Genomic DNA, 26,625 nt, shown 5'->3' with positions numbered 1-26,625 from the left:
AGAATATGATGTTCGGTCGTTTTACTGAAAGAGCACAAAAGGTTTTAGCTTTAGCACAAGAGGAAGCAATCCGTCTAGGTCATAATAATATTGGAACAGAGCATATTTTATTGGGATTGGTTCGTGAAGGCGAAGGAATTGCTGCGAAGGCCCTTTATGGCCTTGGATTAGGTTCAGATAAGATTCAAAAAGAAGTTGAAAATTTAATCGGTAAAGGGCAGGAAACTTCCCAAACCATTCATTATACACCAAGAGCTAAAAAAGTTATTGAATTGTCAATGGATGAAGCCCGTAAATTAGGCCATTCTTATGTTGGAACAGAGCATATACTCCTTGGTTTAATCCGTGAAGGTGAAGGTGTTGCTGCACGGGTACTCAATAACCTTGGCGTCAGCTTAAATAAGGCACGCCAGCAAGTGCTTCAATTATTAGGCAGTAACGAATCAGGCGGACATCAGGGCGGTGCATCGGTCAGTGCCAATACTCCAACACTCGATAGTCTTGCCAGAGACCTAACAGCAATTGCAAGAGAAGGAAGTCTTGACCCGGTTATCGGAAGAAGTAAAGAGATTCAACGTGTTATTGAGGTTTTAAGCCGCCGGACAAAAAATAACCCTGTTTTAATTGGAGAACCCGGGGTTGGTAAAACAGCGATTGCGGAAGGTCTTGCCCAACAAATTGTTAATAATGAAGTACCTGAGATTCTTAGAGATAAACGAGTAATGACCCTTGACATGGGGACAGTTGTAGCCGGAACAAAATATCGCGGTGAATTTGAGGACCGTTTGAAAAAGGTAATGGATGAGATTCGTCAAGCAGGAAATATCATTCTATTCATTGATGAGCTTCATACCTTAATCGGAGCCGGAGGAGCAGAAGGTGCCATCGATGCTTCAAATATTTTGAAGCCTTCTCTGGCTCGCGGAGAGCTACAGTGTATTGGTGCAACCACTCTTGATGAATATCGGAAGTATATTGAAAAAGATGCGGCACTGGAACGCCGTTTCCAGCCAATTCGCGTTGATGAGCCAACGGCGGAAGAGTCTGTTCAAATTTTAAAGGGATTACGCGATCGTTATGAAGCACATCATCGTGTATCGATTACAGATGAAGCGATAGATGCAGCTGTTAAACTATCAGATCGATACATTTCTGACAGATTTCTACCTGATAAAGCTATCGATTTAATTGATGAAGCAGGTTCTAAGGTTCGCCTTCGTTCCTATACAACTCCTCCTAATTTAAAAGAATTAGAAGTGAAGCTTGAAGAAGTACGGAAAGAAAAGGATGCTGCTGTACAGAGCCAGGAATTTGAAAAAGCTGCCTCATTAAGAGATACTGAACAACGCCTGCGTGAACAGCTGGAAGAAACGAAGAAAACCTGGAAGGAAAAGCAAGGAAAAGAAAATTGCGAGGTTACTGTTGAGGATATTGCCAATGTTGTTTCCAGTTGGACGGGAGTACCTGTATCGAAGCTTGCCCAAACAGAGACAGCAAAGCTGCTAAATTTAGAAGAGATTTTGCATTCCCGTGTAATCGGTCAGGAAGAAGCAGTAATAGCTGTTTCAAAAGCGGTCCGCCGTGCAAGGGCGGGACTAAAAGATCCAAAGCGTCCAATTGGTTCATTTGTTTTTCTTGGACCAACCGGGGTTGGGAAAACGGAATTGGCCCGTGCACTTGCTGAAGCAATGTTTGGTGACGAGGAAGCCATGATTCGGATCGATATGTCAGAATACATGGAGAAACACTCTACATCTCGTTTGGTCGGATCTCCTCCGGGATATGTCGGCTATGAGGAAGGCGGCCAATTAACGGAGAAAGTCCGCAGAAAACCTTATTCCGTAATTTTGCTTGATGAAATTGAGAAGGCGCATCCTGATGTTTTTAATATCTTATTACAAGTTCTTGAAGATGGGCGCTTAACCGATTCAAAAGGCAGAACGGTGGATTTCCGTAATACGGTCTTAATTATGACCTCCAACGTTGGTGCTGAGGCCCTAAAACGAAATAAGTATGTTGGATTTAATATTCAGGATGGGCAGCAGGATTACAAAGACATGAAGGGAAAAGTGATGGAAGAGTTAAAGAAAGCCTTCCGTCCTGAGTTCTTGAACCGAATTGATGAAATTATCGTTTTCCATGCCCTGGAGAAAAAGCATCTTGAAGAAATTGTTACACTATTGTCTGAACAGTTAGTAAAACGCTTGAAAGAACAACATATTTCATTAGAGCTAACTGAATCGGCCAAGGGGAAAATTTCTCAAGAAGGTTATGACCCTGAATATGGTGCAAGACCATTACGAAGAGCGATTCAAAAACATATCGAAGACCGTCTATCAGAAGAGCTTCTTAAAGGCACGGTCTTAACAGGACAGCATGTTATAATTGATGTAGATAATGGTGAATTTATTGTAAGAACGGCAGAAAAAGCGAGCCTAACTAAATAACCTTTCAGATTCTTTAAACAGACTTCCTGCTTTGAAAGATAACTAGCTGAGGTACACGTGAATAAAGTCGAATCGTGTACCTCTTTTTTATTTAAGGCTTAGAAGAAGGGAAAGAAACATCTTTATGGCAAAACGAAAAACAAAATTCATGTGCTCGGAGTGTGGCTACGAATCTCCAAAATGGATGGGGAAATGTCCGGGCTGCGGTGAGTGGAATAAGATGGTGGAAGAAGTTGAAATCACCGGGGCAAACAGAAGGGGAGCGTTTGCTCATTCACAAGGGAGTTCAACTATTGCTTCAAAACCAATGCCGATTACCTCGATTGAAATGGTAAGTGAACCAAGAATTCTTACTGACTTGAATGAACTAAACCGTGTCCTCGGCGGCGGGGTAGTAAAAGGCTCACTTGTATTGATTGGCGGCGATCCGGGAATCGGGAAATCTACTCTGCTTTTGCAGGTCTCTTCACAACTGGCCCAAAAGGGAAATCAGGTTTTATATATATCCGGTGAAGAATCCTTAAGGCAAACGAAGCTTCGTGCTGAACGACTGGGGATTTCCTCTGAAAATCTTCTCGTTTATTCCGAAACTGATTTAGAGGAAATTAACAGGACAATAGAAAATACAAGCCCAAGCTTTGTCATCATTGATTCCATTCAAACGATCTTTCATCCTGATGTTACTTCCGCTCCCGGAAGTGTTTCACAGGTTCGTGAATGTACTTCAGAATTAATGAGAATCGGTAAAACAAAAGGAATTGCTATTTTTATTGTGGGGCATGTGACGAAAGAAGGCTCAATTGCAGGACCGAGGTTGCTCGAGCATATGGTGGATACCGTTTTATATTTTGAAGGTGAAAGGCATCATACGTATCGGATATTAAGGGCGGTAAAAAACCGCTTCGGCTCCACAAATGAAATGGGCATTTTCGAGATGAAAGAATTTGGTCTTGATGAAGTAGAAAACCCTTCTGAAATATTTTTAGAGGAACGCTCACAGGGTGCGGCAGGTTCAACAGTGGTTGCATCGATGGAGGGGACTCGTCCTGTTCTCGTTGAAATTCAAGCATTGATTTCTCCAACCAGTTTCGGGAATCCTAGGAGAATGGCAACCGGTATTGACCACAATCGTGTACCTTTATTAATGGCTGTATTGGAAAAGCGGGTTGGGATGCTCTTGCAAAACCAGGATGCCTATCTAAAAGTGGCCGGAGGAGTAAAATTAGATGAACCGGCAATTGACTTAGCGATTGCTGTAAGTATAGCCTCGAGCTTCCGTGATCGACCAACAAAACCAACAGATTGCATTATCGGTGAAGTAGGTTTGACAGGGGAGGTTAGACGGGTTTCAAGAATTGAACAACGTGTCCAGGAAGCGGCAAAACTTGGGTTTGAGCGAGTCATCCTGCCTGCAAATAATTTAGGGGGTTGGAAGGGTCCGAAAGGGGTCGAATTGATTGGCGTTGCGTCCGTAAGTGAAGCATTGAAAGCAGCGTTGGGAGGATAGCTGATGGATATAAAAAAACTGGGCGAGCAAACCGTAAGTGAAGTATTACAGTTTGTTGCTCCAGGTACACCTATTCGTGAGGGAATTGATAATGTACTGCGAGCAAATACCGGCGGGCTCATTGTTGTTGGGTATAATGAAAAAGTAAAAAGTCTGGTTGACGGCGGCTTTCAAATTAATTGTCCTTTTTCGCCAAGCTTTTTATACGAGTTGGCAAAGATGGACGGAGCAATTATTCTAAATGAATTGGGAAATAAAATTCTTTTTGCGAATGCCCAGCTTGCTCCTGACTACGAAGTTCCATCCTCAGAAACCGGGATGCGCCATCGAACAGCGGAAAGAGTGGCAAAGCAAACAAAGGCGTTGGTTATAGCCATTTCCCAAAGAAGAAATGTGATTACATTGTATCAGGGAAATTTCCGCTATGCCCTTAAAGACATTGCTGTCATTTTAACCAAAGCAAATCAAGCTATCCAGACGCTTGAAAAATATAAGTCTGTTTTGGAGCAAAGTATTGTGAATTTGAGCATTTTAGAATTTGAGGAGTCCGTTACATATAACGATTTTTTACTTGTATTACATCGCTTTGAAATGGTTTTAAAGATAAAGAATGAACTATTAGCCTTTTTAAATGAACTCGGGACGGAAGGCCGTCTCATTCGTCTGCAAATGAATGAAATTTTAACAGACTTGGAAGAAGAGACGATACTCATCATAAAAGATTATGCATTTGAAAGGGATATCAAGGCGCGTGAGGTTCTTCAGCGCATGCAAGCTATTTCCGGCAATGGAGCAATCGAGGATACCGTTTTATTAAAATTACTCGGATACCTTGGATATGTTCATCTGGATGAAAGTAAAAATCCACGCGGTTATCGGATTCTTAACAAAATTCCGAGGCTTCCGACGATTATTATTGAAAACCTTATCGGCTGTTTTGGAGAGCTATCAAAAATCATTTATGCTTCCGTAGAAGAACTTGACGAAGTGGAAGGAATAGGGGAAGTTCGGGCGAAAAAAATCAAAGAGGGCTTTAAATTGATTAAAGAGCGTTTGTACACAGATCGCCAGCTGTAAATGTATTTAAAAGGAAATTAATTAGTTGCTGAAATATGATATTCCTAATGTTTGACACTTGTTTTTTCCAATGCTACCCTATGAGAAGAAAATAGCTTCATCCTATTTTCGCCGGTAACAAATATGTTTCAGGACGATTACAATTTGGAAAAATATTCATCAAACGCAGGTTTCAATTTTGCGAATATGTTTATAATGAGTAGGGGAGGTGAAGGAATGTTAAAACGAATCGTTCAAGCATGCTTCCTCATAACAGGAGGAACACTGGGAATTTTACTAATACCCGGTTTGTTAAAAGTAATGAATATGAATGACATTCCTATTGTCGGTAACTCATATGTCACGGCTATTTTAGGTGCTATTATTTTTTATCTTTTTACTTTTTGGGCAGTGGATTATGTAATTGAATTTATTAAATGGGCTGAAGACTCACTTATTAAAGTCCCTGTTACAGATGTCCTTTTTGGCAGTATTGGTCTGATATTCGGACTGTTGGTTGCCTTTTTAATCGGTTTTGCTCTTAATGCTGTTAAAGTGCCTATCTTAAATGCTGTCGCTCCTATTCTGCTGACATTGTTGTTTGGTTATCTTGGCTTTCAGGTAGGATTTAAGAAAAGGGATGAGCTTTTAAATCTTTTTTCCAACCGGATTGGGAAGAAAAAGTCCGGGGATGAGGAGAATGAAAAAGCCCCTAACCATCCTTTAAAAATATTAGATACAAGCGTTATTATTGATGGTCGGGTAGCTGATATATGTCAAACCGGATTCTTGGAAGGAACGATTGTCATTCCTCAATTCGTGCTTGAGGAACTGCAGCATATTGCGGATTCCTCTGATGTTCTAAAAAGAAATCGCGGCCGAAGAGGCTTGGATATTTTAAATCGGATTCAGAAAGAACTCGCAATAAAAGTTGAGATTTACGAGGGAGATTTTGAAGAAATCCAAGAGGTTGATAGTAAATTAGTGAAACTTGCTAAGCTTACAAACGGCATACTTGTAACTAATGATTTTAATCTTAACAAAGTATGTGAATTGCAGAATGTTTCCGTGTTGAATATTAATGACCTGGCAAATGCTGTAAAGCCTGTTGTTCTTCCGGGGGAAGAATTAACCGTTCAAGTAATCAAGGATGGAAAAGAGTATCATCAAGGTGTTGCTTATTTAGATGACGGAACAATGATTGTGGTCGAAGAAGGAAGAGAATACATTGGCAAAAGAATAGATGTTCTTGTAACCAGTGTCCTGCAAACATCAGCAGGAAGAATGATTTTTGCTAAACCTAAATTATTGGAAAAAGCTCTTTAGTGATTAGCGGGGTTAGAATATGTCTTATCAAGTGATTATCCCTGCTGCCGGGCAAGGGAAAAGAATGGGAGCAGGGAAAAATAAGCTTTTGTTAGAGCTTAAGGGAATACCTGTACTGATTCATACGTTAAGGGTTTTTGAGGATGATGAGAACTGTGATGGAATTATTTTAGCGATTCACCCTCAGGATGAGGCTGCATTTCATGTTCTACTAAAGAAGTATAAGATAAAGAAAGTGAAAAATTTAGTACCTGGTGGGAAAGAACGTCAGGATAGCATCTATAATGCATTGAAAACGGTAGAATCCGGGGGAATTATTCTAGTGCATGATGCAGCACGCCCATTTATCCAAAAGCACCTGATCTGCCGGTTAACAGAAACTGCGGAGAAAACCGGTGCAGCAATTATTGGAGTCCCGGCGAAAGACACCATGAAAAAGGTACGGGATAATGCGGTTGTGGAAACTGTCGAACGATCTAGCTTGTGGGCTGTTCAAACCCCACAAGCTTTTCGTATTTCAATCCTGCTTCATGCTTATAAAAAGGCTGAGGAGGATCACTTTATTGGGACCGATGATTCCAGTTTAGTTGAACGAATCTCCTATCCCGTTTCAATGGTAGAAGGGGATTACGATAATATTAAATTAACCACACCGGAAGATTTATTTTTTGCTGAGAGTATCTTAAACAAGAGAGAATCATAAAAGGAGATTTGCATATGTTTCGAATTGGTCAGGGCTTTGATGTCCATCAATTAACAGAAGGGCGGCCGCTTATCATTGGCGGCATAACGATTCCGTATGAGAAAGGTCTTTTAGGCCATTCAGATGCAGATGTTTTGTTGCATACTGTTGCAGATGCCTGCCTCGGTGCGATTGGTGAAGGGGATATTGGCAAGCATTTTCCTGATACAGATCCTAACTTTAAAGATGCTGACTCTGCGAACCTAATGGAACATGTATGGATGCTGGTAAAAGAAAAAGGATATGAGCTCGTTAATGCCGATTGTACGATTATTGCCCAAAGGCCGAAAATGGCACCTTATATTGGACAAATGAAAGAAAGAATTGCCGAATTACTTGAAGCATCGTCTGAACAAATTAATGTAAAAGCAACTACTACAGAGCAATTGGGCTTTACCGGCCGAGGAGAAGGAATTGCTTCCCAAGCTGTTGTTTTATTGAAAAAGGTTAATGTTTAGTCTTTATTGCTGAATACCATAATGTTAAAATAAATCAGATGAATACCAATTGGGAAAGATGGAGGCATTATGTTATGTCAAACGAAGTTCGTGTAAGATATGCACCAAGTCCAACAGGACATTTACATATTGGAAATGCCCGCACCGCGTTATTTAATTATTTATATGCCCGTAATAATGGCGGGAAATTTATTATCCGTATTGAAGATACCGATAAAAAGAGAAATATTGAAGGCGGAGAGGCAAGCCAATTAAAATATTTAAAATGGCTTGGAATTGATTGGGATGAAAGCGTCGATGTCGGTGGTGAATATGGGCCGTACCGACAATCTGAACGAAATGACATTTATGAAACCTATTATATTCAATTACTGGAGTCAGGCCAGGCTTATAAGTGTTACTGTACGGAAGAGGAATTGGAAGCGGAGCGGGAAGCACAGACCGAAAGAGGCGAAACACCGCATTATTCCGGAAAATGCCGGCATTTATCAGCGAGTGAACGCAGTCAATTTGAAAGCGAAGGCCGTAAGCCAAGCATTCGCATCCTGGTTCCGGAAGCACGGACCTTTACATTTGATGATATGGTTAAAGGTGTTGTTTCCTTTGAATCCGAAGGAATGGGCGACTGGGTTATCATCAAAAAGGACGGAACGCCAACCTATAACTTTGCCGTCACCATTGATGATTATTTAATGAACATCACTCACGTACTTCGCGGGGATGACCATATTTCAAACACACCGAAACAGTTACTTGTGTATGAAGCTTTTGGCTGGGAGCCTCCTGTTTTTGGCCATATGACTTTAATTGTAAATGAAAGCCGTAAAAAATTAAGTAAACGGGATGAATCTATCATACAGTTCATTGAGCAATACGAAGAGCTGGGCTATCTTCCGGAAGCACTGTTTAACTTTATTACCTTACTTGGCTGGTCGCCGGCAGGTGAAGAGGAAATCTACTCTAAAGAAGAGTTTATTGCCATTTTCGACGCAAGCCGTCTATCAAAATCACCCGCATTATTTGATAAGCAAAAACTAATGTGGATGAACAACCAATATATGAAAAAGGTTGAAATTGACAGGGTTGTTGACCTTGCTTTACCACACTTAATTAAAGCGGGACGTTTAAGCGCAGACATGACCGATGAACAGAAGCAATGGACAAAAAGCTTAATCGCTCTTTTTCAGGAAAAAATGAGCTTTGGTGCTGAGATTGTAGAGCTTACGGATATGTTCTTTAAGGACGACGCAGAATATGAAGAAGAAGCGAAAGAAATTCTTTCAGGAGAACAGGTTCCCGAAGTGTTAAAAGCATTTACACAAGAACTTGATCAACTGCAAAACTTCCATGCAGAAGAAATTAAGGCGGCAATGAAAGCTGTCCAAAAATCAACCGGTCAAAAAGGGAAAAATCTCTTTATGCCAATTCGTGCTGCTGTAACAGGGCAAACTCACGGGCCTGACCTTCCTCAAGCAATCGAACTTTTAGGAAAAACAAAAGTTCAAATGAGAATAAATAAAATTATCAGTTAACATTGGAGCAAAAATATAATATAGTAAAAGAAAGTAATTTTATATGCAATAAAGTGTTGAAGAGGAAAAGTAAAAGAATGATGCTTTAAAGAGAAAACCATCATCGGCTGAAAGTGGTTTAAGCCTCTCGTTTTTTGAAATGCGCCTCTGAGCCCCATTTCGAAACGATTCAAATCCAAGTAGACATGGGCGGAACCTTTCCGTTAACAGGTAGAGTGAGACCAATATTTAGCTTTAATGCCAAAGACCCCTTGAGGTAGTAAGCGGCATCTGCCGGATTTCCATTAGGAAATGAGCTACTCCGGTAGAATTAAGCTTTTCGGTCTAAATCAGAGTGGAACCGCGCCCAAGCGTCTCTGTCAATATGACAGGGGCGCTTTTTGTTTATAAGAAAAAAAGAAAAATATTTTGAACTTAAATAACTGTCTGGCTCCGGGCGCCCAGCGACTAGTGTACGTCGCTAAACGGACGCCCTGCGCTTTTCTTAATAAGGGGGAAACCGGCGATGTTCAAAAAAATGAAAGAAGATATTGAGGTTGTTTTTGAACAAGATCCTGCAGCAAGAAGTTACTTGGAAGTAATCCTAACGTATTCAGGTTTACATGCAATTTGGGCACATCGTTTTGCACATGCCTTCTATAAGCGGAAATTTTATTTCCTTGCACGGGTAATTTCGCAGGTGAGCCGATTTTTTACGGGGATTGAAATTCATCCCGGGGCAAAAATAGGCAGGAGGTTTTTTATCGACCATGGTATGGGCGTTGTAATTGGGGAAACATGTGAAATTGGAGACAATGTAACAGTTTTTCAAGGCGTAACCCTAGGGGGAACCGGTAAGGAAAAAGGAAAACGCCACCCGACCATTAAAGATAATGCTTTAATTGCAACGGGAGCAAAGGTCCTTGGATCGATTACAATTGGGGAAAATTCCAAAATTGGTGCAGGCTCTGTGGTTTTAAAGGAAGTTCCGCCTAATTCTACAGTTGTCGGTGTACCAGGAAGGGTTGTTATTCAGGATGGCAGACGAATTAATAAGGATTTAAATCATTGTGACCTGCCGGATCCAATAGCCGACCGTTTAAGAGAAATGGAAATGGAAATAAATGAACTTAAGCAGGAGCTTAAGGAATTAGGTGAAGAAAGGATTAAAGTAAATGGCCATTCAACTTTATAATACACTTACACGTAAAAAGGAAGTTTTTGTTCCCCTTGAAGAGGGAAAAGTTAAAATGTATGTTTGCGGCCCTACGGTCTATAATTATATCCATATTGGTAATGCTCGTCCTGCTATTGTCTTTGATACGGTACGACGGTATTTTGAATATCGGGGTTATGATGTTCAATACGTTTCCAATTTTACAGATGTTGATGATAAATTGATTCGTGCTGCAAACCAGCTTGGGGAGGATGTTCCTACTATCGCTGACCGTTTCATCAATGCTTATTTTGAAGATGTTTCCGCACTCGGCTGCAAAAAGGCAACTGTTCATCCGCGTGTAATGGAAAATATGGATATCATCATCGATTTCATTAGCAGGCTGATTGAAAAAGGTTACGCGTATGAATCAGAAGGGGATGTTTACTTCCGGACCAGAAAATTCAATGATTACGGGAAGCTTTCCCATCAATCGATTGATGAATTACGGATAGGGGCCAGGATTGAAGTAGGCGATAAGAAGCAGGATGATTTAGACTTTGCTTTATGGAAGGCCGCGAAAGAAGGAGAAATCTTCTGGGAGAGCCCATGGGGGATTGGAAGACCAGGCTGGCATATTGAATGCTCGGCAATGGCGAAAAAATATCTTGGTGAAACCATTGATATTCATGCAGGCGGGCAAGATTTGACGTTCCCGCACCATGAGAATGAAATTGCCCAATCGGAAGCACTTTCCGGGAAGACATTTGCAAACTACTGGATGCACAACGGCTATATAAACATTGATAACGAGAAAATGTCCAAGTCTCTCGGTAATTTTGTCTTAGTCCATGACATCATTAAAAAACATAATCCGCAAGTATTAAGATTCTTTATGTTATCTGTTCATTACCGCAATCCGATTAATTACAGTGAGGAATTATTAGAAAGTACAAAAGCGGCATTTGAAAGACTAATGACCTCTTATCAAAATTTAAAACACCGGGCATTGGCAAGCACAGATTTAACCGATAATAATCAAGAGTGGCTAGATAAAATATCTGAGCTTCGTCAACAATTTATCAAGGATATGGATGATGATTTTAATACTGCAAAAGCTATTTCTATCCTATTTGACCTTTCAAAATTAGCGAATTATTATCTATTGGAAAAAAATACAGCTGCCGATGTAATCAATACTTTCTTACAGGAATTTGAACAATTATTTCATGTTTTAGGTCTAACGATAGAGAAAGAGGAAATGTTAGATGAAGAAATTGATGCCCTTATTGAAAAACGGATACAAGCAAGGAAAGACCGGAACTTTCAATTATCAGATCAAATTAGGGATCAATTAAAGGAAATGAATATTATTTTAGAGGATACCGCACAAGGGACAAGATGGAAAAGAGGCTAATTTAATGCTTGATTATCAAAATAAAGTGGATGCAAACCAATTAAATAGCCTTGCTCTTGCCTATATGGGTGATGCTGTCTTTGAAATCTATGTAAGGCGCCATCTCCTGCAAAGCGGGAAAGTGAAGCCGCACCACTTACATCGTGCAGGAACGAAATACGTTTCTGCAAAAGCGCAATGTCAAATATTATTTCAAATGATGGATGATAAACTTCTCTCTGATCATGAAATAGCAGTTGTAATGCGCGGCCGAAATGCAAAATCAGGAACGGTGCCCAAAAACACGGATGTTCAGACATATCGTTATAGTACCGCATTTGAAGCATTAATGGGTTATCTGTATTTAACCGGGAAAGTAGACCGGCTTGAAGAACTCATCCGTAAGGCATTTTTGTATGTTGAAGAAGAGAAAGGAGGAACGGTAGGATGAATCAGGAAGAATACATCATTGGAAAAAACCCGGTAATTGAAGCACTGAAATCAGAAAGAGATATTAATAAAATCCTTATTGCTGAAGGGTCGCAGCGCGGTCAAATGCAGCAAATCACCCAGCTGGCAAAAGAAGCAAATGTGATCGTTCAATTTGTGCCTAAGAAAAAAATCGATCAAATCACGGATCAAAATCATCAAGGTGTTCTCGCTTATGTTGCGGCATACCAATATGCGGAACTTGATGATTTATTTGAAGCAGCGGCAAAGAAAAATGAACCTCCTTTCTTTCTGCTGTTGGATGAAATTGAGGATCCCCATAACCTAGGTTCCATTATGAGGACTGCGGATGCTGTCGGTGCGCATGGAATTATTATTCCAAAACGCCGGGCGGTAGGTTTAACTGCAACGGTGGCCAAAGCGTCGACAGGAGCTATTGAATATATTCCGGTTGTTCGAATTACGAATATGGCAAGGACGATTGATGAATTAAAGGAACGCGGCGTGTGGATTGCAGGAACAGATGCTAAAGGAAAAGAAGATTACCGCGTGTTTGACGGGACACTCCCCCTTGGACTTGTCATAGGCAGTGAAGGAAAAGGAATGGGCAGACTTGTTAGAGATAAATGCGATTTTCTTATTCATTTACCAATGTCAGGAAAAGTAACCTCGTTGAATGCATCTGTTGCAGCAGCACTCCTGATGTATGAGGTTTATCGTAAACGTCATCCTCTTGAGGGATAATTTATGGATATCCTGCTTGTTGACGGATATAACATTATCGGTGCCTGGCCGGAGCTCAGGGCATTAAAGGACCGTGATTTGCCAGCCGCACGGGACCGTTTAGTGGAAAGGATGGCAGAACTCCAAGCATATTCCGGTTTCCATGTCATTGTTGTATTTGATGCACATTTTGTTCAAGGGACCGAGAAACGGTATAAAAATCATAAAGTTGACGTAATTTTCACAAAGGAAAACGAAACAGCTGATGAGCGGATTGAAAAAATGGCTATTAGTTTAAACAATCGGAAAACGCAAATTCATGTGGCAACCTCCGATTTTACGGAGCAATGGGCAATTTTTGGCCAAGGAGCCTTAAGAATATCCGCTCGTGAGCTGCTTCTTGAAATGTCTAAGATTGAAAAAGTAATTGAAAAAAAGGTAAAGAATATCCAAGAAAAAAAACCGGTATCCAAGATACCGATTAGTAATGAAGTGGCAGAAATTTTTGAAAAATGGCGCAGAGGAGAAAAATGAGCATTGAGAATAAAAAATGTCTGATGTATACTGGTATTATCTATGCTTGTTCGGTGGAGGGGATCTACATTGAGTACAGACTTCGGGATGAAAATCAACGAACAATTTTGTGTAATGGAAGACGAAGAAATCGTTGATTTAGTGCACCAGGGTGATACGGAGGCATTGGATTTTTTAATTCACAAATATCGAAATTTTGTACGCGCAAAAGCAAGATCCTATTTTTTAATCGGAGCAGATAAAGAAGACATTGTCCAAGAAGGCATGATTGGTCTTTATAAGGCGATTCGTGACTTTCGGGAGGATAAGCTCACATCCTTCAAGGCGTTTGCTGAGTTATGTATAACCCGTCAAATTATCACGGCGATTAAAACTGCTACAAGGCAAAAACATATTCCCTTAAATTCCTATGTTTCATTGGACAAGCCTATTTATGATGAAGAATCAGACCGGACATTGATGGATGTTTTATCAGGTGCCAAGGTTCTTGACCCTGAGGAGCTAATTATCAATCAGGAAGAATTTGATCATATAGAAGTGAAAATGACTGAGTTATTGAGTGATTTGGAAAGGAAGGTTTTAACCCTTTACTTAGACGGACAGTCATACCAGGAAATTTCTGAGGAACTAAATCGTCATGTTAAATCTATTGACAATGCCCTGCAACGTGTAAAGAGGAAACTGGAGAGATATTTGGAGGTTCGAGAGTTCTCCTTGTAACTCGACATTATTGTCTATTATATGAATACGCTCTCAGTGGTTATTGACAATAATTTGGGTGCGTGTTACATTTTTAGGATAAAAAAGCTGGTTTTTTGAAGGTGTAAACAATGAGTAAAAAAATTGTCCTAGCTTGTGTGGAATGCGGATCACGAAATTATTCGACAATCGGCAAGCAAACACAAACAGATAGATTAGAATTGAAAAAGTTTTGTAAAACATGCGGTTCTCATACAAACCACCGTGAAACAAAATAATTTTACTAGATTCTAGCAGTGTTATTCATATAGTTGGGGGTTACAGAATGCAGCGCATAAAGAAGTTCTTCAGTGATGTTTTCCGTGAAATGAGAAAGGTAAGCTGGCCGAAACGCGGTGAATTAACCCGTTATACGATTACCGTTTTATCGACTGTTGTTTTCTTTGCTCTTTTTTTTGAAGTAATCGATTTTGGGCTTTCAAAATTGATTCGTTTAATTCTTGAATAATAAACTATGTTTCATGGTATAATGGTGAATAATACAGGAAATTTTATGTAAAGCCCGTTTAACGGGTTTTTTCATTTGGATTAAAAAATGACTTAGGTCATGTTTATAAATGAATTTCCGATTAAAATGCAGGGAGGGACGGACGCTCAAGTCCTCTTAAATGGAAAAGAATTGGTATGTTGTTCATACTTACTCGGGTTATGAAAATAAAGTTAAAGCGAATTTAGAAAAACGTGTTGAATCAATGGGAATGTCGGATAAAATTTTCCGCGTCGTTGTTCCGGAAGAAGAAGAAACAGAAATTAAAAATGGTAAGAAAAAAGTTGTAAAACGAAAGGTTTTCCCAGGGTATGTGTTAGTTGAAATTGTAATGACGGATGACTCCTGGTATGTCGTGAGGAATACACCAGGTGTAACCGGATTCGTCGGTTCTGCCGGTTCAGGTTCAAAGCCGACTCCATTGTTGCCGGAAGAGGTGACCGGATTACTGAAGCGTATGGGCGTAGATGAAAAACGAGTCGATGTTAATTATGAAATTGGCGAAACTGTTCGGGTGAAAGAAGGTCCATTTGCTAACTTTACCGGATCCATCGAAGAGATGGATAAAATGAAATCGAAGCTTAAAGTTCTTGTCAATATGTTCGGCCGTGACACCCCGGTAGAATTGGATTTTACACAAATCGAGAAATTATAATGTAAAAAAACTTGAAATCAAGTTCAAAAAGTGATAATATTTCATAGGTCAGTATGTCTCAAGTCCTGAGACAAGACTTATGTCAAGTTCTTTATCTTTATATAAAGACAGATGCCTGAGTGGGAGGGTTTATCCCTATTACCACATCACGGACTTTAAGGAGGTGTGTCTCGTGGCTAAAAAAGTAATTAAAGTTGTTAAATTACAAATCCCTGCTGGTAAAGCGAATCCTGCACCGCCAGTTGGTCCAGCACTTGGTCAAGCCGGTGTTAATATCATGGGATTCTGTAAAGAATTTAACGCTCGTACAGCTGATCAAGCTGGTTTGATCATTCCTGTTGAAATCACGGTATTTGAAGACCGTTCATTTACATTTATTACGAAAACTCCTCCTGCTGCCGTTCTTTTGAAAGTAGCAGCTGGAATCCAGTCTGGTTCAGGCCAGCCTAACCGTAATAAAGTAGCAACAGTAAAGCGTAACACAGTGCGCGAGATTGCGGAACAGAAAATGCCTGACCTCAACGCAGCTAGTGTTGAAGCAGCAATGCGCATGGTTGAAGGTACTGCACGCAGCATGGGTATCGTTATCGAAGATTAATCCATGTAAACTGTTGAAAGTAATGAGAGGTTGCGACGCTGAATTATCACTCGCAACCTTTGTTTTGTCTAGCTGCGGCGCCTAGCCCCTCGAGGTCGCTTCTGTCCTGCCGGTGAAGTCAAAGAACGACTTCAATGGCAAGACCGCAAGCAGCTGTCGGGGCTGAACGAGGCGCCTCCGCTTTTCGAGTGGGAGAATAATTCGCTAAAACCACAATCTAGGAGGAAAAAGAAAATGGCTAAAAAAGGTAAAAAGTATTTAGAAGCTGTAAAGCTTGTAGATCGTACAAAAGCTTACCCAATTGCTGAAGCAATTGACCTTGCGAAGCAAACAAACTTCGCGAAATTTGACGCAACTTTAGAAGTGGCGTTCCGTTTAGGCGTTGACCCTAAAAAAGCTGACCAACAAATCCGTGGTGCTGTTGTACTTCCAAACGGTACTGGTAAAACTCAACGCGTTCTAGTATTCGCGAAGGGTGAAAAAGTGAAAGAAGCAGAAGCAGCCGGTGCTGATTATGTAGGTGATGCTGAGTACATCAACAAAATTCAACAAGGTTGGTTTGAATTTGATGTAATCGTGGCAACTCCTGATATGATGGGTGAAGTTGGTAAACTTGGTCGTGTATTAGGACCTAAAGGATTAATGCCAAACCCTAAAACAGGTACAGTTACATTTGATGTAACTAGAGCTATTAACGAAATTAAAGCAGGTAAAGTTGAATACCGTGTTGACAAAGCTGGGAATATCCATGTTCCAATCGGTAAATCATCTTTTGAAAACGAAAAGCTTGTTGAAAACTTCAACACAATTTTTGAAACTATGCTAAAAGTTAAGCCTGCTGCTGCAAAAGGTACTTACATGAAGAACGTAACTGTTACTTCAACAATGGGACCTGGTGTGAAAGTAGATCCTTCATCCGTTGCAGTAAAATAATTTTTTGTTGACAAACGATAACATGTTTTATATAATATGTTTTGTTGTTTAAAATAATAAACATTTGTACTGTAGACAGCAGGTGCCAAATGGCTTAATGTCCTGCCGAGGTAATGCGATAGAATTGGCTAAAAATTTAGCTATTGTATGCTGCCTCCATGTCTGTGTCGGATATGGAGGTTTTTACTTGGCTAATCAAAATTTACTCTGTAAATTTTGAACGCATAAGTACGACTAAGCCTTTGACTTCGCCTAACAGCTTGTCAGTAAGCTAGTCTGCTTTACCTGGTATAAATGTAGAGAATCTACAGGAGGTGTAAAGATGAGCAACGCAATCGAATCAAAAAAATTAATCGTTGATGAAATCACCGATAAATTAAAATCCAGCAAATCAACAATCGTTGTTGATTATCGTGGTTTAACTGTTGCTGAAGTAACTGAACTTCGTAAACAACTTCGCGAAGCTGGTATCGATTTCAAAGTTTACAAAAACACAATGACTCGCCGTGCAGCTGATGCAGCTGAGCTTTCAGGTTTAAATGAAGCGTTAACGGGTCCGAACGCAATCGCGTTCAGTAACGAAGACGTAGTAGCGCCTGCTAAAATCTTAAATGATTTTGCGAAAAAGCATGAAGCACTTGAAATTAAAGCCGGTGTAATCGAAGGTAATGTTGCAACAGTTGAAGAGGTTAAAGCGCTTGCTGAACTTCCTTCACGCGAAGGCTTGCTTTCTATGTTACTCAGCGTACTACAAGCTCCAATTCGCAATCTTGCTCTTGTTACAAAAGCAGTTGCAGAACAAAAAGAAGAACAAGGCGCGTAAGTTAATAGAAAAGCCGAAGCGACCGTTTAGCAGCGTATGGCCTGGAGCGCTTTGACTGAGATAAAGGAAACACGGAGAGCGTTAGCGAGCCGATGTTGACTTATCGTAGGGAGAAGAGCGAAGGACACTAGCTGCTGGGAGCTGAAACTGGACAATCTGAAACGCTAACCTAATAAAACGAACGTAAAATAAGGAGGAAAATTTATCATGACTAAAGAACAAATCATTGAAGCAGTTAAATCTATGACTGTTTTAGAACTTAACGATCTAGTAAAAGCAATCGAAGAAGAATTCGGCGTAACTGCTGCTGCTCCTGTAGCAATGGTAGGCGGAGCTGGAGCTGCTGCTGTTGAAGAGCAAACTGAATTTGACGTAATTCTTGCTAGCGCTGGCGATCAAAAAATCAAAGTTATCAAAGTTGTACGTGAAATCACTGGTCTTGGACTTAAAGAAGCAAAAGATCTTGTTGACAACACTCCAAAAGCTGTTAAAGAAGGCGTTGCTAAAGAAGAAGCTGAAGAAATCAAAGCTAAACTTGCTGAAGTTGGAGCTAACGTTGAAGTTAAGTAATTACCAAAAAAATGAGCTCGCTGTCTAAGCGGGCTTTTTTTGGCTTAATTAAAATCCATCGATTTTTAAAAAGTGAAAGTCCTCTTTTTTCTTCAATTATTTACGCTCTCCGGGAGGTGAGTCTGTTGACTGAACACTACTATTCTCGTACCCAAAAGGTTGAAAGTGATCCGAAATATTGGGATTATACACTCAGGAATCATCTATTTCGTTTTAAAACGGATAATGGTGTCTTTTCGAAAAGGGAAGTAGATTTTGGCTCACGTTTATTGATTGAATTGTTTGAAGTGCCAGCGGTGGAAGGGCCAGTTCTGGATGTAGGCTGCGGTTATGGCCCAATTGGCCTGTCGATTGCGAAGAACTTTCATGAACGAACCGTTCATATGGTTGATGTCAATGAGAGAGCAATTGATTTGGCAAAGGAAAATGCTGAACTGAATCGGGTTCAAAATGTTGTTATATACGAGAGTGACCGTTTGGTAAATGTGAAGGAAAGTAACTTTGCAGCAATCCTAACAAACCCTCCGATTAGGGCCGGGAAAAAAACTGTTCATGATATCTTCGAACAAAGCTATGAACATCTTGTTTCCTATGGTGAGCTCTGGGTAGTCATTCAAAAAAAACAAGGAGCACCATCCGCAATTGAAAAATTAAAAAAATTATTTTCTACCGTTGAGACTATTGACAAATCAAAAGGTTATTTTATCATTAAAGCGATTAAATAGTTGACTGGAAAAAGTCGCTATGTTAACATTATAAAATGCCATCATAATATTTTCCGAATTATTCCTTTAAAAACATACTTTCTGAGTATAAAATTGGATTGATAAGGAAAAGATGACAAAATAATAGTCAAAATGTGAAAATGTGGTTTTTGAGTTAAAAAAACCCTTTTTCTTTTTGTCTGATGGAAGGAATGTAAATTCCTTGCTGAAGACGTAAATAAATTTTTATCATAACGCTTGATTTGAGGGGTGAATCAGTTGACAGGTCAACTAGTTCAGTATGGACGACACCGCCAACGAAGAAGTTACGCGCGAATCAGTGAAGTTTTAGAATTACCAAATCTTATTGAAATTCAAACTTCTTCCTATCAATGGTTTCTTGATGAGGGATTGCGTGAAATGTTCCAGGATATTTCACCGATTGAAGACTTTACTGGTAACCTATCACTGGAATTTATTGATTACAGCCTTGGCGATCCAAAGTATTCTGTTGAAGAGTCAAAAGAACGGGACGTTACATATTCTGCGCCACTGCGTGTTAAAGTGCGTCTAGTTAACAAAGAAACAGGCGAAGTAAAAGACCAAGATGTTTTTATGGGTGATTTTCCGCTTATGACGGAAACAGGTACGTTTGTCATTAATGGGGCAGAACGTGTTATTGTTTCCCAATTAGTTCGTTCACCGAGTGTTTACTTCAGTGGGAAAGTTGATAAAAATGGGAAAAGAGGATTTACAGCGACTGTAATTCCGAACCGCGGCGCTTGGCTTGAATATGAAACAGATGCCAAGGATGTCGTATATGTAAGGATAGATCGTACTCGGAAACTGCCCGTTACGGTTCTTTTGCGTGCACTAGGGTTCGGGTCTGATCAAGAAATCATTGAATTGATTGGTGATAACGAGTACATTCGTAACACACTTGAGAAGGACAATACAGAGGGTGTTGAAAAAGCGCTGCTTGAAATTTATGAGCGTCTCCGTCCTGGAGAGCCTCCGACCGTTGAAAATGCGAAAAGTTTATTAGTTTCTCGATTTTTTGACCCTAAACGCTATGATTTAGCGAATGTTGGCCGTTATAAAATCAATAAGAAGCTTCATATTAAAAACCGCTTATTCAATCAGCGTCTGGCAGAATCACTTGCAGATCCTGAAACAGGTGAAGTTATTGCAGAAAAAGGAACAGTCCTTGATCGCAGAAATCTTGACCGAATTATACCTGCTCTTGAAAAAAATATTAACTTTAAAGGCTTTAATCCTTCAGGCGGTGTAGTCGAAGAAGAAATTATTCTTCAAGGAATTAAGATCTATGCCCCGAATGATGAAAGTGAAAAAGTTATAAATGTATTGGGCAATGCTTATGTTGCTGAGCCAATTAAAAATATTACTCCAGCTGACATTATTGCTTCCATCAGTTATTTCTTTAACTTACTGCATGGTGTTGGCGATACAGACGATATCGACCATTTAGGTAACAGACGTCTTCGTTCTGTTGGCGAATTATTGCAGAATCAGTTCCGAATCGGACTTTCACGGATGGAACGTGTGGTTCGTGAAAGAATGTCCATTCAAGATACTGCAACTATTACGCCGCAACAGTTGATCAATATTCGTCCTGTGATCGCTTCAATAAAAGAGTTCTTTGGCAGCTCGCAGCTTTCACAGTTCATGGATCAAACGAACCCGCTTGCGGAATTAACTCACAAACGACGTCTTTCAGCATTAGGGCCCGGTGGATTAACGCGTGAACGTGCAGGCTTTGAAGTCCGTGACGTACACTATTCCCACTATGGCCGTATGTGTCCGATTGAAACGCCTGAGGGTCCGAACATCGGACTAATTAACTCTTTATCATCATATGCGAAAGTAAATCGCTTCGGTTTCATTGAAACGCCATACCGTCGTATTGACCCTGATACCGGTAAGGTTACGGGACGAATCGATTATTTAACCGCAGATGAAGAAGATCTCTATGTAGTGGCACAAGCAAATTCTCGTCTTGGGGATGATGGTTCATTCCTTGATGAAGATGTAGTAGCACGTTTCCGCGGTGAAAATACAGTCGTTAAACGTGAACGCATCGATTATATGGATGTATCACCTAAACAGGTTGTTTCTGCAGCAACAGCATGTATTCCGTTCCTTGAAAATGATGACTCTAACCGTGCCTTGATGGGTGCGAACATGCAGCGTCAAGCCGTTCCGCTTATGCAGCCTGAAGCTCCTCGAGTTGGTACCGGTATGGAATATGTATCAGGAAAAGACTCAGGTGCAGCGGTTATTTGTAAGCATGATGGTATTGTGGAACATGTAGAGGCTCGTGAAGTTTGGGTTCGCCAAATTAAAGAAGTAGATGGCCAAGAAGTAAAAGGCGATCTTAAAAAATATCGACTCTTAAAATTTATCCGTTCAAACCAAGGTACCTGTTATAACCAACGTCCAATCGTAGCAGTAGGCGACCGTGTGAAGAAAGGCGAAATTCTTGCAGACGGTCCTTCAATGGAGTTAGGTGAATTAGCTCTTGGACGTAACGTTCTCGTGGCCTTTATGACATGGGATGGCTATAACTATGAAGATGCTATTATCATGAGTGAACGTTTGGTAAAAGACGACGTTTATACATCGATTCATATTGAAGAATACGAATCTGAATCCCGTGATACTAAATTAGGACCTGAAGAAATTACCCGCGACATTCCAAACGTAGGGGAAGATGCCCTTCGCAATTTAGATGAGCGCGGTATTATCCGTACAGGTGCGGAAGTAAAAGATGGAGATCTCCTTGTTGGTAAAGTAACTCCAAAAGGGGTAACAGAACTTACAGCTGAAGAGAGACTCCTGCATGCTATTTTTGGTGAAAAAGCCCGTGAAGTCCGTGATACATCTCTTCGTGTTCCGCATGGCGGCGGAGGAATTGTTCACGACGTTAAAGTCTTTAACCGCGAAGATGGCGATGAGCTCCCACCGGGTGTGAACCAGCTTGTCCGCGTTTATATTGTTCAGAAACGTAAAATTCATGAAGGCGATAAAATGGCGGGACGACATGGTAACAAAGGGGTTATCTCAAGGATTTTACCTGAAGAAGATATGCCTTACTTACCTGACGGCACACCGGTAGATATTATGTTAAATCCATTAGGTGTACCATCGCGTATGAACATCGGTCAGGTACTTGAACTTCATCTTGGAATGGCAGCCCGTTATCTTGGAATTCACGTAGCTTCTCCTGTATTTGACGGAGCTCGTGAGGAAGATGTTTGGGGAACCATTGAAGAAGCCGGTATGGCACGTGATGCTAAAACCGTACTCTATGATGGCCGTTCAGGTGAACCGTTTGATAACCGTGTTTCTGTCGGTGTCATGTATATGATTAAGCTGGCACACATGGTTGATGATAAATTGCATGCCCGTTCGACAGGGCCTTACTCGCTTGTTACGCAGCAGCCACTTGGTGGTAAAGCACAATTTGGCGGTCAGCGTTTTGGTGAGATGGAGGTTTGGGCACTTGAAGCATACGGAGCAGCATACACACTTCAAGAAATCCTTACAGTGAAATCAGACGATGTAGTTGGTCGTGTGAAAACATATGAAGCAATTGTAAAAGGCGAAAACGTTCCGGAGCCAGGTGTTCCTGAATCATTCAAAGTATTAATAAAAGAACTTCAGAGCCTTGGTTTAGATGTTAAAATACTATCTGGTGATGAAGAAGAAATTGAAATGCGTGATACGGAAGATGATGAAGACTTACAGCAAGTCGATACGTTAAACATTGTTTCTGAAGCGCAAAACCTTGAATCAGAAAAAGTCGGTTCCAAAGAGTAATTCCTAGCTGCAGCGCACACGACAAAGAGAAGCTTATAGTGAATAGGCTTCGGGAGGAACAAGCTTTGCTTGTTCCGAGTGCGCTTCCGCTTTTTCTGTAACAATAAGGGTAAAACCTGGAGATCAAAAGGGAGGTAGGCCCCTTGCTGGATGTTAATAATTTTGAGTTTATGAAGATTGGTCTTGCTTCACCGGATAAAATCCGCTCATGGTCATTCGGAGAAGTGAAAAAGCCAGAAACCATTAACTATCGTACTTTAAAGCCTGAAAAGGATGGCTTATTCTGTGAAAGGATTTTCGGTCCGACAAAAGACTGGGAATGTCATTGCGGAAAATATAAGCGTGTTAGATATAAAGGTGTTGTGTGTGACCGATGCGGTGTTGAAGTAACTCGGGCAAAAGTTCGCCGCGAGCGGATGGGGCATATAGAGCTTGCTGCACCTGTATCTCATATATGGTATTTCAAAGGGATTCCTAGCCGAATGGGTCTTGTTTTAGATATGTCCCCTCGGGCTTTAGAAGAAGTGATTTATTTTGCTTCTTATGTAGTAACAGAATCCGGAGATACTGCCCTTGATAAGAAGCAACTTTTATCTGAAAAAGAATATCGAGCATATCGTGAAAAGTACGGAAATAAATTCCAAGCCGCCATGGGTGCTGAAGCCATTAAAAAGCTTCTTTCAGATATTGATTTAAACAAGGAAGTAGACGGTTTAAAAGAAGAATTAAAAACTGCCCAAGGTCAGAGACGTACACGTGCGATTAAACGCCTTGAAGTATTAGAAGCATTCCGCGGATCCGGAAATGAACCTTCCTGGATGATTCTTGATGTACTTCCTGTTATTCCTCCTGAACTTCGTCCAATGGTCCAATTGGATGGTGGAAGATTTGCAACATCTGACTTAAATGATCTTTACCGCCGTGTTATTAACCGTAATAACCGTTTGAAGCGCTTGTTAGACCTTGGAGCACCAAGTATTATCGTTCAGAACGAAAAACGTATGCTGCAAGAAGCAGTTGATGCATTGATTGATAATGGCCGTCGCGGCCGTCCTGTAACAGGTCCGGGTAATCGTCCATTGAAATCACTTTCTCATATGTTAAAAGGGAAGCAAGGACGCTTCCGTCAAAACCTGCTCGGTAAGCGTGTTGACTATTCCGGCCGTTCGGTTATTGTAGTCGGTCCAAACTTAAAAATGTATCAATGCGGCCTTCCGAAAGAAATGGCTCTGGAACTATTTAAGCCATTTGTTATGAAGGAGCTTGTTGAAAAAGGTTTAGCACATAACATCAAGTCTGCAAAGCGAAAAATTGAAAGAGTTTCTCCTGATGTTTGGGATGTGCTTGAAGACGTAATTAGAGAGCATCCGGTTCTTTTAAACCGCGCCCCTACATTGCATAGATTAGGGATTCAGGCATTTGAACCTACACTTGTTGAAGGTCGGGCCATTCGCCTTCATCCTCTCGTATGTACTGCGTATAACGCTGACTTCGATGGTGACCAAATGGCTGTTCACGTTCCGCTTTCGTCTGAAGCACAAGCAGAAGCCCGTCTTTTGATGCTTGCTGCACAAAACATCTTAAACCCTAAAGATGGAAAACCGGTTGTTACACCTTCACAGGATATGGTATTAGGTAACTATTACTTAACCCTGGAACGCGAAGGAGCTGTCGGTGAAGGGATGATTTTTAAAGACACGAGTGAAGCGATCCTTGCCTATCAAAATGGCTATGCTCACTTCCATACTCGTGTTGCCGTTCATGCCGGTTCATTAGGAAATGAAACCTTTACGGAAGAACAAAATAATAAGCTACTAATTACAACTGTAGGAAAGCTTATTTTTAATGAGATTCTTCCGAAATCATTCCCATATATCAATGAACCAACAAGAAATAATTTAGAGGTGGAAACACCTGAAAAGTATTTCGTTAACAAAGGTGAAGATGTTCTGGCAAAGATTCAATCAATGCCATTAATCGATCCATTCAAAAAGAAAATCCTTGGAAATATCATTGCTGAGGTATTCAAGCGTTTCAAAATTACTGAAACATCCAAAATGCTTGATCGCATGAAGGACTTAGGGTTTAAACATTCAACAAAGGCTGGTCTTACTGTTGGTGTAGCTGATATTGTGGTGCTAGCAGAGAAACAACAAATTCTCCATGAAGCACAGTCAAAAGTTGATAACGTACTGAAACAATTCCGCCGCGGTTTAATTACCGAAGACGAGCGTTATGATCGTGTTATTGCAATCTGGAGCCAAGCGAAGGATACCATTCAAGGGAAACTAATGAAATCCTTGAATAAAACGAATCCAATCTTTATGATGAGTGATTCCGGAGCCCGTGGTAACGCATCAAACTTTACACAGCTGGCAGGTATGCGCGGTCTGATGGCCAACCCGGCCGGACGTATCATTGAGTTACCGATTAAATCAAGTTTCCGTGAAGGTCTAACGGTATTAGAATACTTTATCTCCACTCACGGTGCCCGTAAAGGTCTTGCAGATACAGCCCTTAAAACAGCTGACTCAGGTTACTTAACACGTCGTCTTGTAGACGTGGCACAGGATGTAATTGTTCGTGAAGATGATTGCGGAACAGACCGCGGATTACTCATCCGTGCTTTGAAAGATGGTACAGAAGTAATTGAAGCATTAGATGAACGCTTAATTGGCCGTTATGCACGCAATGCCATCAAGCATCCTGAAACAAAAGAAGTGCTTGTTCCTGAAAATGGTCTCATTACAGAAGATCTTGCTGAGATTATTGTTGGCGCAGGAATTGAAGAAGTTAAAATTCGCTCAGCCTTTACTTGTAATACACGCCATGGCGTATGTAAGAAATGTTATGGCCGTAACTTAGCAACCGGTCAAGAGGTTGAAGTCGGCGAAGCTGTTGGTATTATCGCTGCTCAATCAATTGGTGAGCCGGGTACACAGTTAACAATGCGTACCTTCCATACAGGCGGGGTTGCCGGTGACGATATTACTCAAGGTTTACCGCGTATCCAAGAGATTTTTGAAGCACGTAATCCTAAAGGTCAAGCTGTTATTTCTGAAATCGATGGTGTGGTTGTGGGCATTAACGAAGGCCGTGACCGTCAGCATGAAATCGTTGTTCAAGGCGAAGTTGAATCACGCACATACAATGCACCTTATACGGCACGATTGAAGGTAGCTATTAACGACCAGGTTGCACGTGGTGAGGAATTAACAGAAGGTTCGATCGACCCGAAAGAATTAATAAAAATCAAAGACGTCAACGCCGTTCAAGAATACTTACTGCGTGAAGTGCAGAAAGTTTACCGTATGCAAGGGGTTGAAATTGGCGATAAACACGTTGAGGTAATGGTACGCCAAATGCTTCGTAAGGTTCGCGTTAGTGATGCAGGTGAAACAGATGTCCTTCCAGGTACACTTTTAGATATTCACCAATTCACGGATGCAAATGAAAAGGCACTATTAAGCGGAAAATTACCTGCTACGGGACGTCCGGTATTACTTGGTATTACCAAAGCATCACTAGAAACAGATTCCTTCTTATCTGCAGCATCCTTCCAAGAAACAACAAGAGTTCTTACTGATGCAGCAATTAAAGGTAAACGTGATGAATTGCTTGGCTTGAAAGAAAATGTTATCATTGGTAAGTTAGTACCTGCGGGAACCGGTATGCAGCGTTATCGTAAAGCTGAGCCAGTCCTAAGAGATACAACTTCTGAAGAGACAGTAGCAATTGATTAATATTGATGCGGTATCTGCTTTATGGCAGATACCGCATTTTAAAGAAAACTCGCCGATTGGCAAGCCCGTTAGGGCGAAGACAGAGGCGTAGTTGCACTTATGCGAAATAGGGAATATAAACTGACGTAGAAAGTTTATATTTCCTATTAGCTAAAGAAAATATTTTTTAAGTTTTGTTGACATCTATTTATGTAGATGTTACTATAT

General features: G+C 40.7%; 23 protein-coding genes and 2 other annotated features. All 23 genes read left to right on the top strand.

Features of this window, described 5'->3' with window-relative positions; genetic code table 11:
• Window positions 1-5 precede the first annotated feature (5 nt).
• The 23 genes from clpC to rpoC all read left to right on the top strand — a co-directional run bounded on the left by clpC (window position 6) and on the right by rpoC (window position 26,418).
• A complete protein-coding gene (gene clpC / locus AC3ANV_RS26960) occupies window positions 6-2,447 on the top strand; it encodes an ATP-dependent protease ATP-binding subunit ClpC (protein ID WP_488311592.1) in 2,442 nt (813 codons plus the stop codon).
• A 124-nt stretch (window positions 2,448-2,571) separates the two neighbouring features.
• A complete protein-coding gene (gene radA / locus AC3ANV_RS26955; RefSeq protein WP_488311591.1) occupies window positions 2,572-3,954 on the top strand; it encodes a DNA repair protein RadA in 1,383 nt (460 codons plus the stop codon).
• A gap of 3 nt (window positions 3,955-3,957) precedes the next feature.
• Complete coding sequence (gene disA, locus AC3ANV_RS26950; RefSeq protein WP_488311590.1) at window positions 3,958-5,031, top strand: DNA integrity scanning diadenylate cyclase DisA; 1,074 nt, start codon at window positions 3,958-3,960, stop codon at window positions 5,029-5,031.
• Between the two features lie 216 nt (window positions 5,032-5,247).
• Window positions 5,248-6,336 carry a PIN/TRAM domain-containing protein gene (locus AC3ANV_RS26945; protein ID WP_488311589.1) on the top strand — a complete coding sequence of 363 codons (1,089 nt, stop codon included), beginning with the start codon at window positions 5,248-5,250 and terminating at the stop codon, window positions 6,334-6,336.
• A gap of 19 nt (window positions 6,337-6,355) precedes the next feature.
• A complete protein-coding gene (gene ispD / locus AC3ANV_RS26940; protein ID WP_488311588.1) occupies window positions 6,356-7,039 on the top strand; it encodes a 2-C-methyl-D-erythritol 4-phosphate cytidylyltransferase in 684 nt (227 codons plus the stop codon).
• A 14-nt stretch (window positions 7,040-7,053) separates the two neighbouring features.
• Window positions 7,054-7,536, top strand: a complete 483-nt coding sequence (gene ispF, locus AC3ANV_RS26935; protein WP_488311587.1) for a 2-C-methyl-D-erythritol 2,4-cyclodiphosphate synthase — start codon at window positions 7,054-7,056, stop codon at window positions 7,534-7,536.
• Window positions 7,537-7,610: 74 nt separating this feature from the next.
• Complete coding sequence (gltX, locus tag AC3ANV_RS26930) at window positions 7,611-9,068, top strand: glutamate--tRNA ligase (protein ID WP_488311586.1); 1,458 nt, start codon at window positions 7,611-7,613, stop codon at window positions 9,066-9,068.
• A 47-nt stretch (window positions 9,069-9,115) separates the two neighbouring features.
• Window positions 9,116-9,429, top strand: a binding site (T-box leader).
• Between the two features lie 144 nt (window positions 9,430-9,573).
• A complete protein-coding gene (gene cysE, locus AC3ANV_RS26925) occupies window positions 9,574-10,242 on the top strand; it encodes a serine O-acetyltransferase (protein WP_488311585.1) in 669 nt (222 codons plus the stop codon).
• Window positions 10,223-11,620, top strand: coding sequence for a cysteine--tRNA ligase (gene cysS / locus AC3ANV_RS26920; RefSeq protein ID WP_488311584.1), 1,398 nt, complete (start codon window positions 10,223-10,225; stop codon window positions 11,618-11,620). The genes cysE and cysS overlap by 20 nt, the downstream gene beginning before the upstream one ends.
• Window positions 11,621-11,624: 4 nt before the next feature.
• Window positions 11,625-12,050 carry a Mini-ribonuclease 3 gene (locus AC3ANV_RS26915; RefSeq protein WP_488311583.1) on the top strand — a complete coding sequence of 142 codons (426 nt, stop codon included), beginning with the start codon at window positions 11,625-11,627 and terminating at the stop codon, window positions 12,048-12,050.
• Entirely contained in the window at window positions 12,047-12,793 is a 747-nt protein-coding gene (gene rlmB, locus AC3ANV_RS26910; protein ID WP_488311582.1) for a 23S rRNA (guanosine(2251)-2'-O)-methyltransferase RlmB, read from the top strand. The genes AC3ANV_RS26915 and rlmB overlap by 4 nt, the downstream gene beginning before the upstream one ends.
• Before the next feature lie 3 nt (window positions 12,794-12,796).
• Window positions 12,797-13,306, top strand: coding sequence for an NYN domain-containing protein (locus AC3ANV_RS26905; protein ID WP_488311581.1), 510 nt, complete (start codon window positions 12,797-12,799; stop codon window positions 13,304-13,306).
• 87 nt (window positions 13,307-13,393) lie between these two features.
• On the top strand, window positions 13,394-14,026 hold the full coding sequence (gene sigH / locus AC3ANV_RS26900; protein ID WP_488314347.1) for an RNA polymerase sporulation sigma factor SigH: 633 nt from the start codon (window positions 13,394-13,396) through the stop codon (window positions 14,024-14,026).
• Between the two features lie 110 nt (window positions 14,027-14,136).
• A complete protein-coding gene (gene rpmG / locus AC3ANV_RS26895) occupies window positions 14,137-14,283 on the top strand; it encodes a 50S ribosomal protein L33 (protein WP_488311580.1) in 147 nt (48 codons plus the stop codon).
• 47 nt (window positions 14,284-14,330) lie between these two features.
• Complete coding sequence (gene secE, locus AC3ANV_RS26890) at window positions 14,331-14,513, top strand: preprotein translocase subunit SecE (protein ID WP_488311579.1); 183 nt, start codon at window positions 14,331-14,333, stop codon at window positions 14,511-14,513.
• Between the two features lie 160 nt (window positions 14,514-14,673).
• Window positions 14,674-15,207, top strand: a complete 534-nt coding sequence (nusG, locus tag AC3ANV_RS26885; RefSeq protein WP_488311578.1) for a transcription termination/antitermination protein NusG — start codon at window positions 14,674-14,676, stop codon at window positions 15,205-15,207.
• A 172-nt stretch (window positions 15,208-15,379) separates the two neighbouring features.
• The gene (gene rplK, locus AC3ANV_RS26880) at window positions 15,380-15,805 is read left to right on the top strand and encodes a 50S ribosomal protein L11 (protein WP_192654866.1); all 426 of its coding nucleotides are present in this window, start codon (window positions 15,380-15,382) and stop codon (window positions 15,803-15,805) included.
• A gap of 234 nt (window positions 15,806-16,039) precedes the next feature.
• Window positions 16,040-16,738, top strand: a complete 699-nt coding sequence (rplA, locus tag AC3ANV_RS26875) for a 50S ribosomal protein L1 (protein WP_488311577.1) — start codon at window positions 16,040-16,042, stop codon at window positions 16,736-16,738.
• 51 nt (window positions 16,739-16,789) lie between these two features.
• Window positions 16,790-16,933, top strand: a sequence feature (ribosomal protein L10 leader region).
• A 127-nt stretch (window positions 16,934-17,060) separates the two neighbouring features.
• Window positions 17,061-17,561 carry a 50S ribosomal protein L10 gene (gene rplJ, locus AC3ANV_RS26870; RefSeq protein WP_488311576.1) on the top strand — a complete coding sequence of 167 codons (501 nt, stop codon included), beginning with the start codon at window positions 17,061-17,063 and terminating at the stop codon, window positions 17,559-17,561.
• Between the two features lie 207 nt (window positions 17,562-17,768).
• The gene (rplL, locus tag AC3ANV_RS26865) at window positions 17,769-18,131 is read left to right on the top strand and encodes a 50S ribosomal protein L7/L12 (protein ID WP_307413467.1); all 363 of its coding nucleotides are present in this window, start codon (window positions 17,769-17,771) and stop codon (window positions 18,129-18,131) included.
• 125 nt (window positions 18,132-18,256) lie between these two features.
• Window positions 18,257-18,856 (top strand): class I SAM-dependent methyltransferase, encoded by a 600-nt coding sequence (locus AC3ANV_RS26860; RefSeq protein ID WP_488311575.1) that lies wholly within the window; start codon window positions 18,257-18,259, stop codon window positions 18,854-18,856.
• Window positions 18,857-19,114: 258 nt separating this feature from the next.
• The gene (rpoB, locus tag AC3ANV_RS26855; RefSeq protein ID WP_488311574.1) at window positions 19,115-22,675 is read left to right on the top strand and encodes a DNA-directed RNA polymerase subunit beta; all 3,561 of its coding nucleotides are present in this window, start codon (window positions 19,115-19,117) and stop codon (window positions 22,673-22,675) included.
• Between the two features lie 143 nt (window positions 22,676-22,818).
• Window positions 22,819-26,418: a DNA-directed RNA polymerase subunit beta' gene (rpoC, locus tag AC3ANV_RS26850; RefSeq protein WP_488311573.1), complete on the top strand. Its 3,600-nt coding sequence runs from the start codon at window positions 22,819-22,821 to the stop codon at window positions 26,416-26,418.
• Window positions 26,419-26,625 lie beyond the last annotated feature (207 nt).

The sequence above is a fragment of the Neobacillus sp. DFD-2R genome (assembly GCF_057747865.1).
Note: the sequence above shows the minus strand (reverse complement) of the source record. Positions and strands in the feature narration are given on the sequence as shown.